The sequence below is a fragment of the Sorangium sp. So ce302 genome (assembly GCF_051530145.1).
Lineage (GTDB): Bacteria > Myxococcota_A > Polyangia > Polyangiales > Polyangiaceae > Sorangium > Sorangium cellulosum_B.
Map to the genome: position 1 here is coordinate 10,698,895 of NZ_CP150326.1, position 17,761 is coordinate 10,716,655.

13 protein-coding genes are annotated in these 17,761 nt (G+C 72.5%); 5 read left to right on the forward strand and 8 right to left on the reverse strand.

The window, feature by feature from the left end; genetic code table 11:
* Positions 1-11: 11 nt before the first annotated feature.
* Positions 12-1,076, forward strand: a complete 1,065-nt coding sequence (locus WME73_RS40490) for an endonuclease/exonuclease/phosphatase family protein (RefSeq protein ID WP_437741601.1) — start codon at positions 12-14, stop codon at positions 1,074-1,076.
* A 43-nt stretch (positions 1,077-1,119) separates the two neighbouring features.
* On the opposite strand, the gene WME73_RS40495 is transcribed toward WME73_RS40490, so the two are convergent.
* Both WME73_RS40495 and WME73_RS40500 read right to left on the reverse strand, forming a co-directional pair.
* Positions 1,120-1,833 carry a hypothetical protein gene (locus tag WME73_RS40495; RefSeq protein ID WP_437741602.1) on the reverse strand — a complete coding sequence of 238 codons (714 nt, stop codon included), beginning with the start codon at positions 1,831-1,833 and terminating at the stop codon, positions 1,120-1,122.
* A 189-nt stretch (positions 1,834-2,022) separates the two neighbouring features.
* Positions 2,023-3,027: a polysaccharide deacetylase family protein gene (locus WME73_RS40500; protein WP_437913072.1), complete on the reverse strand. Its 1,005-nt coding sequence runs from the start codon at positions 3,025-3,027 to the stop codon at positions 2,023-2,025.
* 470 nt (positions 3,028-3,497) lie between these two features.
* On the opposite strand from WME73_RS40500, the gene WME73_RS40505 reads away from it, so the two are divergent.
* On the forward strand, positions 3,498-4,052 hold the full coding sequence (locus WME73_RS40505) for a hypothetical protein (RefSeq protein ID WP_437913073.1): 555 nt from the start codon (positions 3,498-3,500) through the stop codon (positions 4,050-4,052).
* On the opposite strand, the gene WME73_RS40510 is transcribed toward WME73_RS40505, so the two are convergent.
* Positions 4,018-4,758, reverse strand: a complete 741-nt coding sequence (locus WME73_RS40510) for a ComF family protein (RefSeq protein ID WP_437741605.1) — start codon at positions 4,756-4,758, stop codon at positions 4,018-4,020. The genes WME73_RS40505 and WME73_RS40510 overlap by 35 nt on opposite strands.
* Positions 4,759-4,911: 153 nt before the next feature.
* On the opposite strand from WME73_RS40510, the gene WME73_RS40515 reads away from it, so the two are divergent.
* The 3 genes from WME73_RS40515 (at position 4,912) to WME73_RS40525 (ending at position 10,361) form a co-directional block, all read left to right on the forward strand.
* Positions 4,912-7,845 carry a GYF domain-containing protein gene (locus WME73_RS40515; RefSeq protein ID WP_437913074.1) on the forward strand — a complete coding sequence of 978 codons (2,934 nt, stop codon included), beginning with the start codon at positions 4,912-4,914 and terminating at the stop codon, positions 7,843-7,845.
* Positions 7,836-8,684: a hypothetical protein gene (locus tag WME73_RS40520; RefSeq protein ID WP_437913075.1), complete on the forward strand. Its 849-nt coding sequence runs from the start codon at positions 7,836-7,838 to the stop codon at positions 8,682-8,684. The genes WME73_RS40515 and WME73_RS40520 overlap by 10 nt, the downstream gene beginning before the upstream one ends.
* Before the next feature lie 207 nt (positions 8,685-8,891).
* Positions 8,892-10,361, forward strand: coding sequence for an alginate export family protein (locus WME73_RS40525; RefSeq protein ID WP_437913076.1), 1,470 nt, complete (start codon positions 8,892-8,894; stop codon positions 10,359-10,361).
* 148 nt (positions 10,362-10,509) lie between these two features.
* Here WME73_RS40525 and ftsH read toward each other — a convergent pair whose 3' ends face one another.
* From ftsH to WME73_RS40550, 5 genes are all read right to left on the reverse strand, one after another.
* A complete protein-coding gene (gene ftsH, locus WME73_RS40530) occupies positions 10,510-12,456 on the reverse strand; it encodes an ATP-dependent zinc metalloprotease FtsH (protein ID WP_437741609.1) in 1,947 nt (648 codons plus the stop codon).
* Between the two features lie 163 nt (positions 12,457-12,619).
* Positions 12,620-13,621: a tRNA lysidine(34) synthetase TilS gene (tilS, locus tag WME73_RS40535; RefSeq protein ID WP_437741610.1), complete on the reverse strand. Its 1,002-nt coding sequence runs from the start codon at positions 13,619-13,621 to the stop codon at positions 12,620-12,622.
* Positions 13,618-13,854, reverse strand: a complete 237-nt coding sequence (locus WME73_RS40540) for a hypothetical protein (RefSeq protein ID WP_437741611.1) — start codon at positions 13,852-13,854, stop codon at positions 13,618-13,620. Before WME73_RS40540 ends, tilS begins: the two co-directional genes overlap by 4 nt.
* 118 nt (positions 13,855-13,972) lie before the next feature.
* Positions 13,973-15,370: a class I SAM-dependent RNA methyltransferase gene (locus WME73_RS40545; protein WP_437913077.1), complete on the reverse strand. Its 1,398-nt coding sequence runs from the start codon at positions 15,368-15,370 to the stop codon at positions 13,973-13,975.
* Positions 15,367-17,643: a protein kinase domain-containing protein gene (locus WME73_RS40550; RefSeq protein WP_437913078.1), complete on the reverse strand. Its 2,277-nt coding sequence runs from the start codon at positions 17,641-17,643 to the stop codon at positions 15,367-15,369. The genes WME73_RS40545 and WME73_RS40550 overlap by 4 nt, the downstream gene beginning before the upstream one ends.
* Positions 17,644-17,761 lie beyond the last annotated feature (118 nt).

Genomic DNA, 17,761 nt, shown 5'->3' on the forward strand with positions numbered 1-17,761 from the left:
CGAGAGGATACATGACCGAGCGACGCCTCCCACCTCGTTCGAGCGGCCCAACACCGGCGGAGCGAGGACCGGACCCGACCTCGACACGCGCGGCGTCCGGCGCTCTCCGCGGCCCCGGGACACCGCGCGACGACGCCACGTCGCTCAGGATCGTCACCTATAACGTCCGCTACTTCGGGCACGGGACGCGGGGCATCGCCTCGACCAGCGCCGCCATCACCCGGATCGCGACGACGCTCGCGCGGATGTCCCCGCTGCCCGATCTCGTGTGCCTCCAGGAGGTCGAGACCCAGTCGCTGAGGTCCTCGACGATGAACCCGCGCTGGCACCCGGAGGAGACCCAGCTCGATCGCCTGATGACCGAGCTGCACGCGGCGCTGGCGCAGGCAGAGCGGCGCGAGCGCTACGTCGCCTACTACTTCCCCGCGCACACCTACAGGCTTACCTCGCGGACGAACATCTACACGACCGGGCTCGCGGTGCTCGCGCGCGACACATTCCACATCGGACACCACAACGCGGAGCGCCCGCACGACATCACCCATCGGCGGGGGGTCAAGAGCCTGAAGCAGACGCGCATCTGCGCGCACGTGTCGTTCGAGCACGAGAGCGGGCAGAGCTTCGATGTGTTCAACACCCACCTCAGCCTGCCGAGCGTGTTCTCGCGGGAGTTCTGGACAGGCGAGGCGCGGATGGGGTTCGGGCCCAATCAGATCGAGGAGGCGAGGGTGCTCGCCGATTTCGTCCGGCGCGAGCGCCGGAGCGACAACTTCGTGGTGGTCGGCGACTTCAACTCGCTGCCAGGCTCGCCGGTCGATCGCTTCCTGCGCGAGGAGATCGGCTTCGTGGACGCGTTCGCCAAGGTCCGCTGCCTCTCCGAGACCGAGGCGCGCGCCTTCCCGACGGCCGGCTTCATGAACCTCCGCATGCACCTCGACCACGTCTACTCGTCCGAGCGCCTCCAGTGGCTGGACTTCACGGGCACGCACCCGTTCGGGCACAGGGGCGCGTTCGCAGGGCTGTCCGATCATGTCCCCCTGATCGCGCGCTGCCGCCTGCCGGGCGCCGCCGGCTGACCGCCGCGCGGCGCCGCCGCCCTGGGCGCGGCGCGGCGGCCGCTCACCCCGGCAGCCAGAGCAGGTCGTCCATGATGGGCTCGAGGCACGCGGAGATCTGGGGGCCGAGATCGGCGCCGCACGCGAGCTTGCCGAAGCAGGCGCGGACCTCGTGCCGGCCGCGGCTGTTCATCGCGCCGATCGCTCGCTCGAGCTGCGGGCCGAGGCCGTCCTCCAGGCTCTGCCGGCAGGTGTCGTAGTCGAGGTCTCCGCACCCCGCGAGGCGGCCGCAGAGGACGGCCATGTACGGCGCCAGGTCGGCGCGCGGGAGCGTGGTAGCCGTCATGGCCTCGGAGCCGCAGCGGCTCACCTCCTCCGCATAGGCGGCGGTGAAGGGATCGCCCTCGAAGCGCCGCAGCGCTGCCAGCGAGCACTCCGAGGTCGCGCGGAGCATCTTCGGCGAGGCCATCGTCGTCATCTGCGTGCACTGCTCGAACTTCGGCCAGCCCTTCGCCTGCTCGGTGGCCCGCTGGTAGAGCGCCTCGAGGTACACGCACCAGGCGCGCTGGGCCTCGCGTTGATCGCGCTGCTCGACGCTCGCGCCCCGCGCGCCCTGCCCGTCGGGCGATGCCTGCGCGGGTCGCGCGGGCGCCTTCGCGGAGGCGGCGGGCGCCGGCGCACCGCCGCATCCCGACGCGAGGGCCGCGGAGATCAGCGAGGCCGCGCCGAGCATGGAGACGGCGGCGCGGAAGCTGCGTTCATGGATTGTGCCTTTCACGGGAGCCCCCCTTCGTCGAACAGGCTGCGCAGCAGCTTTCCTGGCCCATTGAGGCCACGCGCGTGCAGAACCGGCCCAGCGACGTGCACGTGCACAGCCCAGGCCACACGCGCGCCGGCCGAGGCGGCGTCGGGCGAGCGGAGGCGCTCGGGACGCGCGGCGGCGGAGCGGCGCGCGGTCTTTGCTCGATCAGCGGCCAGACCGAGAGCCGGGCCGCTGGCCGATGAGCAGCTTGAGCTTGAAGAGCGCGCCGATTTGCCCGCGGTCCATGGCGATGCGCGGGAAATTCAGGGGGTCAAAGGACGAGAGCATGCAAAGGCCGGAGTTGTTGGTGAAGCCGATCTCGAAGCCGGCGTCCTTCACGGCGCGATGGAAGGCGCCGCACAGGCTGTATCCGACGGGATACGCGACCGCGTACACGGCCTCGTTCAGGGCGTCGGAGAGCACGCGGCGGGAGCGCGCAAGATCGCGAGTGGCCTCTTCGGGCGAGAGCGTCTGGAGGACACGATGGCTGTGCGAGTGCGACTGCACGTCCATGCCCGCCCGGCGCAGCGCCCCGATGGCGTTCCAGTCCATGATCGTCCTGGTCGCGAGCGCGCGCTCCTCGCCGAGGTCGATCGACACCCCCGTGGCGCGCTCGATCTCGTCCCAGAGGCGCCCGATGTCGACCCCGGAGGTGTGCTTGATGGTCTGGCAGACGAGCATCGCCGCGGCGATCGGGTCGCGCAGCGGCTCGAGCACGAGCGTCGCTGGGTAGGCGATCTCGACGCGCGCCCGCCGGCACCGGTGCATGAGGAGCGCGACGCGATCCCACCAGAAGAGGCGGCCCCTGTCGGGGTACCCGGTGGCGATGAAGAACGTGGCCGTGACCCCCGCGCGCTCGAGGAGGGGCAACGCGACGTCGTGGTTGTCACGGTAGCCGTCGTCGAACGCGACCATGACGGGGTTCGGCGGGAGCTTCCGTCCCTTCGCGAGGAGCCGCACATCCCGGAGGGACACCACGGTGCCGTGCGTCTTGATGACCGCGAGCTGCTCCTCGAACTCGCGCGCGCTCACCTCGGCGACCCCCGGATCGAGCTCGTCCACCTCCGAGACGTCCGCGATGCGGTGGTAGGTGAACACGGAGAGCACGGGCAGCCGAAGCTTCGCGCGCAGCCAGAGAAAGCGATCCAGGAGCCCGAGGGTGTCGAGCACCCCGGCAGCCAGCACACGACGACCGCGCGGCAACCTCCTGCGAATCCACGTCAGTGGATGTGCGACGACGTACACGAATGTATTCCAGCACACATTCGACGTTCGTGCTTGCTCTCGAGACCGGCTCCGACGGCGAAGCTCCTGCGCTTCCGGCGGGTGGGCCGCCGACCGGGGAATCCGGCGCGGCAGCGATCCCGCTAAAGTGGCGCCCGATGTTCTCGACGGACGCCCCCCCGGACGCCCCCCAACCTGGGTCGGACGTACCTCAACCTGAGTCGACGGGCGCGGACGTACCTCAACCTGGGTCGACGGGCGTGGACGTACCTCAACCTGGGTCGGACGAGGGCCCCCCGTCGAAGCCGCCCTCCCCCGGACCTGGTTCAGCCGAGGCCCCCCTGTCGAAGCCGCTCTCGCCGCTCGGCACCGCTGGAGTTGCGCTCGCGACTGCAACCATCCTGTTTGCGCTGGGGGTGTACACCGTCGAGACGAGCCTGCCCGAACTGGCGGCGCGCAACCGAGCGTCTCGACCGGCGATCGTGGCCACCGGCAGTCCTGAAAGCATCACCGCGGTGGCTTCAAAGCAGACGGCCGTCTCCGTGCAGCTGGCGGCCGCGCCCCCGGCGAGCGCGACCGACGCCACGGCGCAGCCGACGCCGACAGCATCCTCGACGCCGCATGCCGAGACAGCGGCACCTCCAGCACCATCAGCCACCGAGACGGCGGCACCTCCAGCACCACCGGCCACCGAGACGGCAGCCCTTCAACAACAGACATCCGTCGACGCTGCAGCGACGACTCCGCCGACCCCGCGAAAGGGCCACGGCCTGCTCAAGCTCAACTCCTCCCGGAATGCGACCGTCTACGTGACGGGCGTGCCGGTGGGGCCCAGCGAGCGACCCGTCGAGGTGCGTTGCGGGCGCTTTTTCGTTCGACTCGGCGAGCCGACGCGCGACGGCACGCGATGGCTCACCGAGGGCAGGACCGTCCGCGTCAAGTGCGGTGTGCTGACGGAGGTGAGCTTCTGAGCTCGTCCGCCCCGCTCTCGGCGGTCGCGAGGACGAGGTAGGTCACCGAAGCTGCGCCCGCGCCGAGGAGCGCATCTCGACACGCCGCGAGCGTGGCCCCCGTGGTCGCCACGTCATCGATGAGCGCGACCCTCCGGCGCTGGACGCGCTCGGGCGCGTGCACGCGAAACGCACCTGCCACGTTCTGCAGGCGGAGATCGCGCGGGAGCTGCGCCTGCTGCGCGGTGGGACGGACACGGCAGAGGGCCCGTGGCGCGAAGGACACCGCGAGTCCGTCAGCGACGTGCGCGGCCAGCAGGGCGGCCTGGTTGTACCCGCGCTCGGCGAGACGACGCGGATGCAGCGGCACCGGGACAACGAGGTCGACGCGCACCTCCGCATCGCGCGCCGCGCAGAGCATCAACCGGCCGAGCGGGCGCGCGAGATCCGGACGATCTCCGTACTTGAAGCGCCGGATACCTTCCGCAACCGCCCCGCCAAACGGAGCGAACGCGACGAGAGGTGCTCCCGCCGCGACGCGCGTGCCCGCTCCTCCTCGCGGCGCCCCCTCTGCGTAAGGCACGGAGGTCCGCGCGCAATCGGCGCAGAACACCGAGGCATCGGCGATCGGGGTGTCACAGCCCGCACAGGCCGGCGGGCTGAGCGTGCGCGCAGCGGCGGCGACCACGGAGCGGACTGCGGCGGCGAGGGCGCTGGAAAGGCTCATGAGCTACCAGCGCGATCTTCGTCGTGAGTGGACGTGCGGTTGCGTGGGCGCACGAAAGAAGATCTCTTTGCAAACGACGCGCGGTACGATCGCGATCGTCGTGGTTCACGTCCTGAAATTCCGGCGCTCTACCAGCTGGCGGAGGGGCCCCCGTTGAGCGCGTGGAGATGGACGGATGAGCGTGGCGTCCAGCGGAGCCTGAGCACCGCCGAGCTGCGCAGCGCGCTGGCTGCCGGGATCATTCCAGGCTCCACGCTCGTCTGGCGCAAGGGCATGGACGCCTGGGCGCCCGCGTCCAGGCAGCCGGAGCTCGCCGACGCCGCCCAGCTCCGGCGCAAGCCCGAGGCGCGCACCGCTGCGCCCGAGGGGCCGGCCGCCGCAGTTGAAGAGGCCGCTCGCGAGGACGGCGCGGCGCTGGAGATCGAGCTCATCGAGGATCTGGGCCCGGCGCCCGCCCGCAGCGGTCAGCCCATCGGCCCGGCGCCCACGGAGAGGTCCTCGAACGGGCGGAGGCCCGCGGCGCCGCACGCGAGCCGGGCGACCACGCGACCGAAGCCGCCTCCCCTGCCGCCGCGCAAGCGAGAGTCCATGACGACGCTCACGGGCGTCGAGGCGCCGGCAGACGCGCCGGCCAGCGGACAGAACCCGCCGATCGTCGTTCCAGCCGCGGGTGGAACGTTCGATGCGGGGGTCGCCCGCGCGATCACCCAGCTCCCCCGTTACGACGGCCCCTCGCCCGGCGACCAGGGGACGACCGAGATCCCACGCGCGCCGAAGCTCCCCTCGGGGGCGGAGGAACCCGAGGAGACCTCCGCGGGTCAGCGCCCTGCCGCAGACACAGGCAGCGCCGCGGGCGGCGCCGGCGCGACGACGGACGGCGATGAGCCGGCGCCGCCGAGGCGCGCGGCGGGCGCGGCCGCGCCCAGCAGCCCGGGAACTGCGCCGAGAGCCGCGGGCGGTGCGACGTCGCGCGCAGAGGCGAGACCACCCCGGCCGCCGCCTCTCCCCGTCGATCGCGACGCGGCGCCGGCGGGCGCTGCACCGCAGAACGATGGGCGCGGCGGAGCGACGACCGGCGCGGATCAGGGCGCCGGCAAGCCGCTCTCGGCGACGCCACCGGCGCCGTCGAGCCCCGGCCGCGCCACGAGGCGCCCCGCGCCCACGGGGAAGCGCTCCGTGCCGCCGCCTCCAGTTCCGGTCCGGTTCCCCGCGGTCGCCGCGAAGCGGCCTGCAGGCCCGCGCGCGCCTGACGCGTCGGATCAGACGGCGGCCGGCGCAAAGGCCCTCGTCCGTCTCGGAGCGCTCCCCGCGCCGCCTCCGCGCCCCCCTGCGGACGCGCCCCGCGCCACGCCCTTGATGGCAGCGCCCCCCGCGCCGTCGGCCCTGCTGGCGACCCCGACCTTGCCCCTCACTGCGCCGGCCGAACCTGCGCCTGTCACGGGCGCCGCCCCCACGGCGATGGCATCGCCTGGCTCTCGCCCTGCGAGCCCAGCGACGTCCACCGACGGTCCCTCGCCCCGCAGCGCCGAGGACACGCCGGCCGCCGACGGCCGCGATCCCGCGGCGAGCCGCGATCGCAGCGACGCCCCGGAGCCCTCCACCACGGTGCTGCGCCGCGAGAGCCCGGAGCTCCCCACGCCGCCCGTGCCCAGCGAGACGAAGCGCTCTCCTCTGGCCGCCGAGGCGCCGATGGGGCGCCGCGAGTACGCGACGATCCCGTCGGTCGGCGTCGGAGCAAGCGCGTCGCAGGGGCACCCGGCGATGCGCTCGTGGCCGGGGCTGTCGAACCCGCAGCGCAGCGCGACGGCTGCCGACGCGCTCCAGGCCTCGGGCCAGCGCTCGGATCGGGGCTCTGTCCCGGGATCGGGCAACGGCCCGCAAGCGCTCAACCCGCGCGCGCTCGCGGCGCGACGCGGCGACGGCAAGGGGCTCTCTGCAGCGGTGACCGTGCCGGTCTCGTCGCTCGTCGGCCTCTGCGGAGCGGCGGTGCTCATGAGCGTGGTCGCCTTCTTCGCGGGCCGCCGCTCCGTCACGACCGCGCGCCAGTCGCCGGTCGGGACGGCGCGCACGACGCTCGGCGCAGCGCAGGACGCTGCGCGCTCGGCGATCCCCGTCCCGCCGAAGCCTTGCTGGGTGGCGCGTCAGCCCCAGCCATGGGCGCCGCTCGTTGCGAAGAGCATCCCCTTCGAGGTCACGGCGACGAAGGGCGGCAAGCTCGTGGTGGGGTACGCGAAGAGCCCCATGGAGGCCGTCGGCCTCGAGATCGATCCCGCGACCGGGGAGCGGAGCGAGCGGTTCTCGAACCGAGAGGCCGCCGACATCGTGAGCATCTCGCCGGTCGAGGAGCGGTTCACCGTCCTCACGGCGGCGCAGCAGGCCATCCGCTCTCCCGTCAGCGTGCCGGGGCCGAGGTCGTTCGTCGTCGGTCTGGCGGACGGCGCTCTGGTGGCGGCCGATGCTCCCGACGCCGCCCCCTCCCCGCTCTGGCCGGTGCAAGGGGATGAGCCGCTCGAGGCGCCACGCGCGCTCGCGGCGGGCGCCGGCGGCTACGCCGTCGCGTTCCGCCGCGAGAAGGCCGTGTGGGCAGGCTGGCTCGACGCCGAGCGCAAGCCCGTCGGCGAGCTCACCCGGGTGACCGGCTCCGGAGGCTCGATCGGCAAGCCATCGCTCGGATGGAACGAGCGCGCGCTCGCCGTCGTCTTTGCCGATCGGCCAACGGACGGGCGATGGGAGATCCGCGCCGGGCAGGCCGCTCCGGGGTCCATCCCCGGGTCGACCCAGGTGATCCCGCTCCCTTCCGGCGGCCCCGGGGGAGACGCCTTCGCGCCGGATATCGCGGGGCTCGGAGATGGACGCTGGCTCCTCGTGTGGACCGAGGGCCCTCCGGGGAGCCGCGCCATGCGCGCGCAGACCCTGGCCGCCAACTTCTCCCCGATCGGGGATCCGATCGCGCTCTCGCCGCCGGCCGGGAACTTCGGGCAAGGCGTGCTCGGCGTATCGTCTCGCTCGGGTTACGTGGGCGTGGTGTTCCTCTCGAAGCCTGCCGCGAGCTACGAGCTCTGGGGGGTCATCCTCCAATGTGGGTGACGAGGCCGCCGGACCGCGCGAGCCGGATCCGCATGGCGGCGCTCGCGCTGCTGCTGGTCGCGCCGCACGCACCCCTGCTCGCCGCGTGCACCGCGCAGGTCTCGCTGCTCGATCAGGGACAGGCCCTGCGCACGGGCAAGCAGCCCTACGACGAGTTCTTCGAGGCCACCCGGGCGCTCCGCGACGAGTCGCTGAAGGCCGAGGAGCTCTCGAACGCGGCGCCGGCCGAGCTGTCGCGCGCGCTCGGGCTCGATCCGAAATCGGACGGCAAGGCGGCGCTCGAAGCGGCGCGCGCGCGCGCGGCGGAGCTCCGCGCGGCGGGCGTGCTGCTCCAGGTCGAGCTCGTGCCAGAGGCGCGGATCGTGAGCGCCCGAGGCGGGCGCTCGCTGGACGCGAAGGACAGGGACACCATCGCGGCGCTCGAGGCGTCCTTGAAGAGCTCCCTCGCGACGTCGAAGCAGCTCGGCGAGCTGTCGAACCGCGCCGCGGAGCTCGAGAAGAAGCGGGCGTCGCTCTCGGCCGCGTGGGCAGAGGCGCTCGCGGACGATCCGCAGCGTCGCGAGGTGAAGCACGAGCTCGAGGCGGCCGAGCGCGTGATCGCGGAGGCGGGCGCGGCCGCGGATCGACACGCCGGCAGGGCGTCGAAGCTCGCGCTCGATCTGGTGCTCGCCGTCGATTCGGGCGACGCTCCGGCGCGGCGGGGCGCGGCGAGCCGACCGCCGACGAGGCAACCCGCCGCGAGCGTGAAGGCGCCGCCGCGGCGCGGGAGCAGCACGGGGGCCGCCCCGAAGCCGCCGAAGCCACCGACGTCGCACGGCGAGGACGATTTCGATCCCTGACGTCGCCCGCATGGCGCGCGGCGCGCGAGCTGACGCCGCCGGACGCCGGGGCCGCCGGGGGGGAGCGGTGCCGCTTCCCCACTTGTCCGACGCGCATCGGGACGCCTATCCTCCCGCGAGCGATCCAGGAGCGCGGCCCGCCTGAACGCCGCGGTCCTGGCCGCACATCTGCAGTTCGACGCCCCCGCGCTCCGGCCCTCCTCGCTGATGATCCGATCCCTGCCGTTCGCCTCCATCGCTCTGGGATCGGCGCTCCTCGCGCTCACGCTCGCGCCCAGGAGGGCAGCGGCGCAGGCGTCGCCGCAGTCGGAGGGCTTGGCCGTCGGCGGGTTCACGTTCCGCCCCTCGGTGGAGCTCCGGCTCCGCGGAGAGTTCCGCCGGTACCCGGTCGACACGGGCGGCGACGTCTACAGCTCGAACGCGGTGCTCGCCGAGGGCTTCGGAGGCGCGCTGCCGCCGCTCAGCGACACGGGCAACGTCGTCAAGACGCAGTGGTTCTTCGCCCAGCGCGCGCGCCTCGGGCTGACCGTCGGGCGCGGCCCCGTCACGGGCGTCGTCACGCTGCAGGACGCGCGGCTCTGGGGGAACGACGACGCGATCTTCGTCGGGCCGGGCGAGCCGGCCCTCCCGGAGACGGCGCCGTACGAGGCGTACATCGATCTGCGCACGCGCTCGGGGCGCCGCGCCTTCATCCGGCTGGGCCGGCAGCGGATCGCGTGGGGGGATGGCCGCCTCGTCGGAGCGGACGACGAGACGCTCACCGGGCGATCGCTCGATGCGGTGCGCGCAGGGCTGCAGCTCGGCAACGTCGACCTCGAGGCGATGGCCGTGCTCCTCGCCGCGCCGGGAGGCGCTCCGCCCGAGGTGGCGGGGACGCGCAAGCCCATCGCCGCCGGGACAGGGTCCCAGCTCTACGGCCTGAACGCGATCTGGCGGCTCGCTCCCCTGCTCCACCTCGAGGCCACGGCCCTCGCGCGCATCACCCGGGAGCCGCGCCCGACCTGGCTCACGCCCGGCGACACCGTCGTCCTCGACGCGCGCGTCTCCGGCGACCGCCGGGGCTTTCGCTACGCGATCGAGGGGGCGTACGAGCTCGGTCGTGTGGCCACGTTCGCGGCCGACCGCGCTCTCGGCGCGTTCGCGGCCGCAGCGCGGGCAGAGCTCGAGACAGCGCTCCCCGCCCACCTCACCTTCAGCGCCCGCGCCGCTTACGCGACGGGCGACGATGGTGCGCTCGCGGTGGGCGAGGCGCAGCGCCGCTTCGATCCGATCCTGCCCGACGCACAGAACAACCACGGCCCCATGGGGCTCTACGCGTGGTCCAACGTGATCGAGGGGGGCGGAAGCGTCCGCGCCTCACCCTTCGACCCGCTGACCGTCTCCGCCGGATACACGTTCGTCGGCCTCGCCTCTCCAGCAGGCAGGTGGGTGACAGCGCGCCTCCTCCCTGTCGGCGCCGCCAGCGACAACGAGAGCCGGACGCTGGGCCACGAGATCGACGTCTCGCTCGCCTTGCAGCCATGGGAGCCGCTGCGCCTCGCGCTCGGCTACGGCCTGTTCATCTTCGGTGACGGCGCCCAGACGATCTTCACGAAGGCGAACCGCGCGCACGACGACGGGCGCCCGGCGGATCTGCAGCAGTGGGCGTTCCTGCAGGCAACGCTGACCGCCCCCTGAGGCGATCCGGGGAGCGCGCCGGCTGCGCGCGCCGCTTTTCTGCTGGGGAAGGGAATGGAGGGGGCTCGGGACGCCGCGCCGTCCCGCGTGGCGCCGCAGGTACGCGGGGGGCCGCCCGAGGCATCGGGCGCCGCCCCGCGCTTCGGGATCAGGTGCTCGGGGCGGGCTTCGGGGTGCCGAAGATGCTGGCCGCGCGGCGCTTCTCCTTGGCGGCGCGATCGCGATCGCTGTAGCTCGGGATCACGACGCGCTGGCGCTGCGGCAGCTCGCGGCCCCCGACGATGGCGTCGACCTCCTCGGCGTCCAGCGTCTCGCGCTCGAGGAGCGCCGTGGCGAGCCGCTCGAGGATCTCGCGGTTGTCCGTGAGGAGCTGCCGCGCCTCGGCGTGGGCGTCGAGGATGAACCGCCGCACCTCGTCGTCGATCTGGTTGGCGATCGTCTCCGAGTAGTCGCGGCGCCGGCTCGTGAAATCGCGCCCGAGGAACACGCTCTCCTCGTCCGCGCCGTACGAGATCGGCCCGATCACGTCGCTCATGCCGAACTCGGTCACCATGCGCCGCGCGAGGTTCGACGCCTGCTTGATGTCGTTGCCCGCGCCCGTCGTGAACTGGCCGAACACGATCTCCTCCGCCACGCGGCCGCCCATCAGCACCGACAGCCGCGCCTTGGCGAAGTCGCGCGACATGCTGAGCCGGTCCTCCTTCGGCAGCTGCTGCGTGAGGCCGAGCGCCGGGCCGCGCGGGATGATCGTCACCTTGTGGACCGGATCCGAGAGCTTCTCCAGGAGCTTCGCGACGAGCGCGTGCCCGGCCTCGTGGTAGGCCGTGGTCCGCTTCTCCTCGTCGCTGATGACCATGCTGCGGCGCTCGGCGCCCATCAGCACCTTGTCCTTGGCCATCTCGAAGTCGGCCATCGAGACGACATCCTTGTCCTGACGCGCCGCGAGGAGGGCCGCCTCGTTGACAAGGTTCTCGATGTCGGCGCCGACGAACCCGGGCGTGCCCCGCGCCAGGATCTCCATGTCGACGTCCGGACCGAGCGGGACCTTCTTCGTGTGGACCCGGAGGATGCCCTCGCGGCCGCGCACGTCGGGGCGGTTCACGACGATGCGCCGGTCGAAGCGGCCAGGCCTCAGGATCGCAGGGTCGAGGACGTCGGGGCGGTTCGTCGCGGCGACGATGATCACGCCCTCGTTCGACTCGAAGCCGTCCATCTCGACGAGCAGCTGGTTCAACGTCTGCTCGCGCTCGTCATGACCGCCGCCGAGCCCCGCGCCGCGGTGGCGGCCGACCGCGTCGATCTCATCGATGAAGATGATGCACGGCGCGTGCTTCTTGCCCTGCTCGAACAGGTCGCGCACCCGGCTCGCGCCGACGCCGACGAACATCTCGACGAAATCCGAGCCGGAGATCGAGAAGAACGGCACACCCGCCTCGCCGGCGATCGCGCGCGCGAGCAGCGTCTTTCCCGTCCCGGGGGGGCCCATCATCAGGACGCCCTTCGGGATCCGGCCGCCGAGCTTCTGGAACTTCTTCGGGTCCTTGAGGAACGCGATGATCTCCTCGAGCTCGTCCTTCGCCTCGTCGATGCCCGCGACGTCGGCGAACGTCACCTTGTTCTGCGCCTCGCTGAGCAGCCGGGCGCGCGACTTGCCGAAGCTCATCGCCTTGCCGCCGCCGGCCTGGAGCTGGCGCATGAACAGATAGAACATCACGAGCAGGAAGACCGTCGGCAGGAGGTACATGATCGCCCCCGGCCAGAACGGCGACGTCTCCTCCTTCTCGAAGAACACCGCGACCTTGTTGTCGACGATCGTCTTCGTGATCTCGTCGGCGTTGTCAGGCCCGATCGTGACCTTCTTCGTCTTCGTCCCGCTCTTCGGGTCCTTGACCCAGAAGGTGTACTCGCGGTCCTTGATCGTGACCGACTCGACGTGCGGATCCTTGTCCTTGGCCTCGACCTGGACCTGGGCCATGAACTCGCTGAACGCGACTTGTGTGGCGGGCCGGGAATCCGGGCTCAAGAACTGCCAGATCGCCAAGAACATCATGATCAGCAGAACCCAGAGCAGCAGCGTCTTGTGCGATTGCTTCACGAGGACCCTCTAAGCTCGCGCGGCGAGCCGGCGTGTACTGAAATTGTACGCGTGTTCCAGTCAGCATGCCACCCGTCAGCTCGGTCGTCGACCGCGGGTCTCCACCGTGGTGACACGGCGAAAAAAGGGGACTCGACAGGGGCCGCGGGTGGGGTGCATGCGGTCAGGTCCCGCGACGCGCAGACCCGTCCTCGATAAGCACGCTGGACTCCTCTGGAAAGCCCACGGCGATCTCTTCGCCGCCGCGAACCCGGACGCGCAGCGGCCGCCCCAGCTTGCGAGCTCGCTCGATCGCGAATCGCTGCGCCCGACCGAGCGGAATCGACAGCGGCTCGCTGCCGTCGAGGACGTCTGAATCGCCGCCAGGCGGCCGATCTCGCCCGGCAACGAGCATGTCCGAGAGCGCGCAGAGGTGGTCGACGATCGCCGGCGACAGGTCCTCGAGGAGCGGGAGGAGCTCGCGGCGGACGCGGACGCGGGTGAAACGGGGATCCCGGTTGCTGGGATCCTCGGCGGACGCCAGTCGATGTCTGCCGAGGTGGGCCAGGACGTCGGCGCGGCGGGCCTGGAGCAAGGGGCGGATGAGCTCGATGCTCGCCGCCGAGCCCGGCTCCGCGCCGCCGCACGCCGCGCCGGCGACGTCGGACGGGAGCGGGGCGCGCGGCGGCAGGACGGCGAGCCCACGCGGCCCCGCGCCCCGCAGCAGGCGCAAGAGCACCGTCTCGGCCCGGTCGTCCGCGGTGTGGCCGGTCGCGATCGCGCGGGCGCCGTGCGCCGCCGCGGCGGCTGCCAGCGCGGCAAACCGGGCGGCGCGCGCCCTGGCCTGGAGGTTCGCGCCGGGAGCCACGTTCACGCGGGTCTCGGCGTAAGGGACCCCGAGCTGCTCGGACAGGTCGCGGGCGATCGCGAGCTCGGCCGCGGCCGCGGCGCGGAGGCCGTGGTCGACGCCGTGCGCGACCACCTCGTGGCCGATCCGCCGCCGGAGCAGCGAAAGGACGTGCAGCAGGGCGGTCGAGTCGGGGCCTCCGGAGCAGGCGCAGAGCACGACGTCGCCGCGAGCGAGCAGCCGCTCGTCCCGGATCAGCCGCTCGGCGAGGCGGATCAGCGACGGGGGGTGCGACCGGCCCCGCCTGGGCGGCGGGGGAGGTCCAGCAGGAGGGCTCATCGCAGCTCGAACGCTTTGCAGAAGATGATCTCGTGGCGATCCTCGAGCGATGTGCTCAGGTGCGGCGCGACCGGGTAGCCAAGCGAGCAACGAGGCCCGCGGCCAGGCGGCCCGGCGCCCGCCTCGTCGGGGTCGGCGACCACAGGGTCGAACGAGGCGCAATCGGGGCAGGCGAACACGAGCCGATAGCGCCGCGCCTCTTCGCGGAGTCGATCGTCGAGGTGGTGAATCATCCCTGGCAGCGTAGCGCAAGCCGCCGGGCGACGGCGCCACGCGGCCGCGCGCGGCCCTCCGGCCGAGCTCGGCGGAGCAGCGCTCGGCGCGGAGAGCAGGCCGGCATTCCCGCGCGGATCAGCGCGCGGATCTGCGGGCGCGGGAGAGCCGCACTATCGACTCGATATGGCTCGTCTGGGGAAAGAGCTCGACCGCCTCGATGTCCGTGATCTCGAAGCCGCCGCGGAGGATCCCGCCGAGATCGCGCGCGAGGGTGGCCGGATCGCAGGAGACGTACACGACCACGCGCGCGCTCGAGGCGGCGATCGCGCGCGCCGCGCCGGGAGCCCCGCTGCGCGGCGGATCCAGCACCACGACGTCGGTGCGGGCCGGGATCGGGTACTGATCGGCGTCCGCCTCGATCGCCTTGCCAGCGAGGCCCCGAGCGGCGAGGTTCTGCCGCAAGCAAGCGACCGCCCCGGGCGAGAGCTCGACGGCCGTGAAGGACGCGGGCCCCGGGGGGCCGGAGGCCGCGGCCCCGCCGGGCTCGGCGGCCGGAGAGGGTCGCAGCGCGCCGCGCGCGAGCAGCACGGAGAGCGTCCCGCTCCCGGCGAACAGCTCCAGGACGTGCGGCGGGCGGGTGGAGTCGAGGTGGGCAAGCTCGGCGGCGCGGCGGGCGAGGACGGCTGCCCCCTCCTCGGACGGCTGCCCGAACCCGCCCGGCGCGAGGAACAGCGGCAGGCCGTCCGCTCCCAGGATCGCGGGCCGCGGATCGCCGAACGACGCGGCCTCGCGCGCACCGTCGAGCGTGACGCGGGCGCCGGCCCACTCGCCGCGCGCCGTGCGCTCGTCCAGCCGCTGCCACACGGCCGGCGGCAGCTGGCCACGCCACAGGACCTCGACCACCGGGCGGCTCGAGGCGCCCAGCGAGATCAGGACATCGCCCTCCCCCACGGCTCCATGGAGGACGCCGGGCAGCTCGCCGGCGAGCGGCGCGATCGCGTCGACCAGCACCACGCAGCGATCGACCGCCGCCACGGCGTGTGTCCTCGGCGCGCGATAACCCACGCGCACCTCGCCGCGCTCCGCGCGCGCGAACAACCTCGCCCGCGACCGGTAGCCGAGCGGAAGGGGGGCCGGATGGACGCGGATCGGCGGCAGATCGGCCTCGGTGAGCGACGTCGCCCGCGCGATGGCCTGCCGGACGATCTGCTCGTGCGCGGCCTGCTGCGCCTCGATACGGACGTGCATCCAGTCGCAGCCGCCGCAGGCGTCCGCGAAGCGGCACGGCGGAGCGACGCGGTCGGCGCTCGGCTCGACGACGCCGAGGAGCCTGCCCCTCGCCGGGCGTGCGCTCCTGTCGAGCTCGACCTCGACGAGATCACCCGGCGCGGTCCCAGGAACGAAGACGACCTCGCCCGCGAGCCGACCGACCCCCGCGCCTCCGGCGGCCAGCGCCTCGATACGCAGCTGAGCTCGCTCGCTGGGGCGGTGCCGCGCCCTGGCACCGTTCGAGCGGCGGTGGAGAGACTTCATCCCTTCATCGTAAGGCGCTGCAGGCGGATCGGGCCGGGGTGGACGACGGACGCTCGGTCGCGGATGGCGAGGCCGCGCGCGCGCCCGTCCCCCGCGGAGCTCCCCGGCACGCAGGAGCTCGACTGGCCCGTGGTGGTCGCGTCCGTCGAGGCGGGCGACGCAGGGACAGCATCCACGCCCCTGGAAGGCGAGGGCTGCACGGCGCTCGTCTTCATGTAGATCAGCGCGCCGATACCGAGCACGCACAGCACGGTGAGGGTGATGACGGCAACGAGCACGAGCGTGTTCCTGCCGTTCCCCTTGGACGCCGCGTCCTGCGTGGCGGCCCAGATGGCCGCCGGATCCGGGCGCGGCAGGGAGAGCGCAGTCTCGATCTGCGACTGTGGAGGCTGCGCTGTCGCCGCGGACGCGAACAGCTGGGCCTGCCCCACGGTCATCGGCGCCTGAGGCGCCTGCACCGGCGAGCTGACAGGGGGCGCATGGGCTGCGGCATAGCCCTGGCCATTGAAGGGGAGCGCGTACGGGACTGCAGCGTGCGCCGGCGACGGCGCGGCGACGGCAGGGGTCCTGGTCATCCGGGCGTGACGCGCAGGCTCGCTCGCGCTCTGCAAAACCGGCGGTGGATCCTGCGACGGGAGCGCGAGCGTGGACGCGAGCGGGTTGCCCAGATCGCTGTCCAGGAGGCCTCCCTTGGGGAGGGGCGCGAGCTCGCCGGCGTCGAAGTCGCGCGGAGGGTACGGGCTCGAGGAGAGCGGAGGCGGAGCAGGATCGCGGCCGCCGGGCACGCGCGGTGGGCTCGGGTAGACCGGCGAAAAGCCGGGGCGCGCCGTCGGCATACCAGGACGCACCGTGGCAATGCCGGACTGGACGCCGGCCTGGCGAGGCTGCGCTGGCGCCGGCTCGGGCACCATGCCGGCCGCCGGGCGCACCATCGGGCGCTCGCCATGAGGAAGGGAGCGCACCGGCTCGGCTTGCTCGCGCGTCGCGACCGTCGTCGGGACATCCTCATCGTCATCCATCAGCGATGAGGCGACCATCTGCCTGTCGTCCGCGTCCCTCGGCTGCGGGCGCCCGACCGGCGCGATCCCGCTCGCCGGCGGAGCGTTGTGCCGCAGGATCTGCGGCGGCGTGAGGCGCTGCTGCGGCTCAGGCTCTCGACCGCGGCTGCGCAGCCCGACGCTGTCCGTGGCCGTCGTCGAGCTGCGCGCGCGCACCTGCTCGACGTTGATGGTGGACGTCACCTCGGCGGCCCACGCGAGGTGCGCCTCGCGCTTCTGGATGCGATCGACGAACACCTGCTGCACGAACTGCGCGACCTCTTCGGAGCCAACGAAGACCCCGCTCCTCATCAGGAAATTCTGCAGGGCTCGCGAGAACTCACGCGCGGTCTGGAAGCGGTCCTGCTTGTGCTTGGCGAGCGCCTTCATGACCACGCTCTCCAGCTCGATCGGATAGTCGGGCACGATCGTGGACGGCGGCGGGACCACGCAGGCCTGCACCTTCTCGAGCGTGTCGAGATCCGTATCCATCCGGAAGAGGCGCTGGTTCGTCGTGAGCTCCCAGAGGACGACCCCGAGGGCGAACACGTCCGTCGTGCGATCGATCTCGTTGCCGCGCACCTGCTCGGGAGACATGTAGGCCAACTTGCCTTTGAGTGTTCCCGCGCGGGTGGACGACAGCCGGTCGGCCACCTTGGCGATCCCGAAATCCACGACCTTGGTGTAGCCGTCGTAGGTGAGGAACAGGTTGTGCGGCGTGACGTCTCGATGCACCAGGCCGAGCAGCTGGCCGTTCTTTCCGCGCAGCTCGTGAGCGGCGTGGAGCCCCTCTGCGGCATCGGAGCAGATGCGCGCGGCGAGCTCGGGTGAGATGCGCAGCCGGCGCTCCTCCGCGCGGCGCATCACCTCCCGGAGCGGCTCGCCGTGGAGGTACTCCATGGCGATCCAGTAGGTGTTGTCGTCCTTCCCGAGATCGAAGACCTGCGCGACGTTGGCGTGGTTGATGCCAGCCGCGATGCGCGCCTCATCCAGGAACATGTCGACGAACTGATCGTCCTCGACCAGATGAGGGTGGATCCGCTTGATCGCGACCCACTTTTGGAAGCCGCCCGGGCCATCCATGCGAGCCAGGTGAACGCTCGCCATTCCGCCCACCCCGATCTCGTCGACCACACGGTAACGGCCCAGGAAGTAGGTCCCCTGCTGCTTCTCGGACTCCTTCGCGCGCGCTTCAAGCGATGAATTGGTCGACCCGGGGCTTGGAGGTCCGCCCATTCGCGATGCGGGTCGAGGCGGGGGTTGGGGCATGAGCGGTCACTACTTTACCGCGAGTTCGCGGCGCTTTGCCATGTCGTCTCGGCCAGGACACCTTCCAGATGGTCAGCTTCAATCC